This window comes from Traorella sp. mt218 (assembly GCF_055420025.1).
In genome coordinates this window covers 1-2,683 of record NZ_JBVAYM010000051.1, presented here as the reverse complement: position 1 = coordinate 2,683, position 2,683 = coordinate 1, and the positions used below count along the sequence as shown (strand labels likewise).

Annotated in this window: 4 protein-coding genes; all 4 read left to right on the top strand. The window is 36.1% G+C overall.

Translation table 11 applies throughout. From position 1 onward, the window contains the following. Nucleotides 1-86 precede the first annotated feature (86 nt). Nucleotides 87-1,352, top strand: coding sequence for a ParB/RepB/Spo0J family partition protein (locus ACZYT3_RS12650; RefSeq protein ID WP_464088901.1), 1,266 nt, complete (start codon nucleotides 87-89; stop codon nucleotides 1,350-1,352). A gap of 189 nt (nucleotides 1,353-1,541) precedes the next feature. Beyond that, a complete protein-coding gene (locus tag ACZYT3_RS12645; RefSeq protein WP_071440554.1) occupies nucleotides 1,542-1,790 on the top strand; it encodes a type II toxin-antitoxin system Phd/YefM family antitoxin in 249 nt (82 codons plus the stop codon). 3 nt (nucleotides 1,791-1,793) lie between these two features. Next, nucleotides 1,794-2,057 carry a Txe/YoeB family addiction module toxin gene (locus tag ACZYT3_RS12640; protein ID WP_071440553.1) on the top strand — a complete coding sequence of 88 codons (264 nt, stop codon included), beginning with the start codon at nucleotides 1,794-1,796 and terminating at the stop codon, nucleotides 2,055-2,057. A 267-nt stretch (nucleotides 2,058-2,324) separates the two neighbouring features. Next, nucleotides 2,325-2,639: a single-stranded DNA-binding protein gene (locus ACZYT3_RS12635; RefSeq protein ID WP_464088900.1), complete on the top strand. Its 315-nt coding sequence runs from the start codon at nucleotides 2,325-2,327 to the stop codon at nucleotides 2,637-2,639. Nucleotides 2,640-2,683 lie beyond the last annotated feature (44 nt).

The following is a 2,683-nucleotide window of genomic DNA, read 5'->3' as shown; positions in this document are numbered from 1 at the left end:
CTCCCCGGACGCTGATCCGAAGAAAGTGTAAGGTACATGAGCCTTACTTAAGTTAGCGGCTACCATACCGCAGAGGAGGATAATTCATGATTACTAACATTTCTATCGACAAGCTTTATTCTCATCCGAAAAATCCTAGACAGGATTTAGGAAATTTAAGCGAACTGACTGAAAGCATTCTTGCGAATGGTGTTATGCAGAATCTAACGGTTGTTCCAAAAACAGATGATGACGGGTATTTTGTCGTAATTGGAAATCGTCGTCTTGCGGCGGCAAAAAAAGCAGGACTGAAAGAACTTCCTTGTGTTGTTTCCAATATGGATGAGAAGCAACAGCAGGCAACCATGCTCCTTGAAAATATGCAGAGAAGCGATTTGACACCCTATGAGCAGGCACAGGGATTTCAGATGTGTCTGGACTTGGGAATGACTGAAGATGAATTAAGCAAGCAGACGGGTTTCTCTAAGAAAACAGTCAAGCATCGCCTTAATATGCTTAAGTTTGATGCAGAAGAAGTCAAAAAAACAGTGGTAAATGGAGCATCCATCCAGGATTATATTGATCTGGAAAAGGTAAAAAACGATGATACCAAGAAAGAACTTCTACAGTATATGGGAACCACTGATTTTCGCTATCGTTTGAACAGTGCTATTGAAACTGAAAAAATAGAAAAAAAAGTCAATCAGACTGAAAAGAAAATAGCCTTGTTTGCTAAAAAAGTAGAAGACAGAGATCTAGACAGAAAAAAATACACTTACCTGCAATTCTATAGATCACCAGAAGATGTCAAGGAAGAAGGCTTCAAAGAAAGAAAAGAATACCTTTATACAAGAAGTACCTATGGCATAAATGTTTATGGATCTGTCAGTGAAGAAGAGGTTAATGACAAAGCAGAAAAGGAAGAAAAACGAAATAAAATTATTACAGAACTAGAAAATCTATTTAAAACCGCACAACAGACGAGAATAGAATTTATCAAAAATATCTTAAACGATAAAACTGCTTCACATCGTGATGTTTTCTATACTGAGGCTATTAAAATTCTTTCAACAAAAAGTTATTCTTCATTCGATGCTAAACTTTTCAAGAAAATCATGGAATGCGATATCAAAGAATCTTTAAACAAAAACAACGCTGAGAAAGTATTTGAAGCTACTGTATTTGCTTCACTTGAAGAAAGTCATCCTCTTTCATGCTATTCTTCCTGGAGCGGAGAATACAATGAAAGAAAAGCACAACAGATGAATGAATATTACAAATTTCTGATTTCCATAGGATATCAGCCAAGCGAAGCCGAAAATCAACTCCTTGACGGCACACACAAATCATATCCTGCTTCAGCGGAAAAATAAAAAATTCTTAAAAATAACTACCTGGCAAATTGCCAGGTATGTTTTCTAAGGTTCCAACATGGCAAGTTGCCATGTTGCTTTCTATCAATCCAATGAATGAAATACGGAGTACAAAAAACTATCATTAAAATGAAATAATTTGACACATAGTAAAATGTACGTTATAATGTACATAGTGAGGTGAATGCAATGATTAACACAAATGCTACTAATTTTAGAAAAAATATGTTTAGTATCCTGGAGAATACAATAAAATATAACGAACCTGTTAATATAAGCACAAAGGAAGGCAATGCCGTGCTTCTTAGCGAGGAGGAATATAACGGTCTGATGGAAACCTTATACTTGTCTTCCATTCCTGGCATGAAAGAAGAAATCATTGAAGGAATAAATACCCCCGTAGAAGAATGTATCCCTTCCGATGAGGTTGAATGGTAATGTATGTATAAAATTGTATACACAAAAAATGCAGTGAATGCAATTCCTAAGTTAAAAAGTGCTCATCTGGATAAAAAGGCAAAAGCATTGGTCGATCTTTTAGAACAAAATCCATATGCAACACCACCAAGCTATGAAAAACTGCAAGGCGATCTGTCATCTGCCTATTCCAGAAGAATCAATATCAAGCATCGTCTTGTCTATCAGGTAGATGATGATAAAAAAATAGTAAAGATCATCAGCATGTGGACACATTATGAATTTTAGAAAGTTGGAATCTCCCAGCTTTCTTTTTTACAGGCATCTGTGTAATCTAAGGTTCCAACATGGCAAATTGCCATGTTGTTTTCTATTGAGTCGATGAAAGAAATATGGAATATCGCAACCAAGTCACTCGTCAAGCGTTGCCCTACGGCGTCTCGCACTAAAGTGCTTGCCGCTTGACTTCCTTCCTCAGCTGCTATTCGAAGAAAGTGTAAGGTACATGAGCCTTACTTAAGTTAGCGGCTACCATACCGCAGAGGAGGAAACATCATGATTAACACATTTATTATTGAAGGAAAAATTGGAAGCATCGGCGAATTGAAAACAATTGAAAATGATGTCAAATTCTTAAAGCTTTCCATTGATTCAGAGCGTAATTACCGAAACTATGAAGGTGTTTATGAAACAGATACGATTGAAATCGAACTTTGGCGTGGCCTGGCAGAAATAGTCTTCGAAAATGCTAAGGTTGATGATTTTGTCAGCATTCAAGGAAGAATCCAATCTTCACATTTAAAAACGAAAGAAAATAAAGAGTTTATCTCCTATAAATTTGTTGCTGAAAAGGTTTCTTTTCTTTCCTGAAAAGAAGCCTTGATACAAAAGATATCATGTTTATTTTAAATGAC

Excerpts from the sequence above, each read along its gene's own strand:
- ACZYT3_RS12635 (WP_464088900.1), top strand. The coding sequence starts at position 2,325 with ATGATTAACACATTTATTATTGAAGGAAAAATTGGAAGCATCGGCGAA.
- ACZYT3_RS12645 (WP_071440554.1), top strand. The coding sequence starts at position 1,542 with ATGATTAACACAAATGCTACTAATTTTAGAAAAAATATGTTTAGTATC.
- ACZYT3_RS12650 (WP_464088901.1), top strand. The coding sequence starts at position 87 with ATGATTACTAACATTTCTATCGACAAGCTTTATTCTCATCCGAAAAAT.
- ACZYT3_RS12640 (WP_071440553.1), top strand. The coding sequence starts at position 1,794 with ATGTATAAAATTGTATACACAAAAAATGCAGTGAATGCAATTCCTAAG.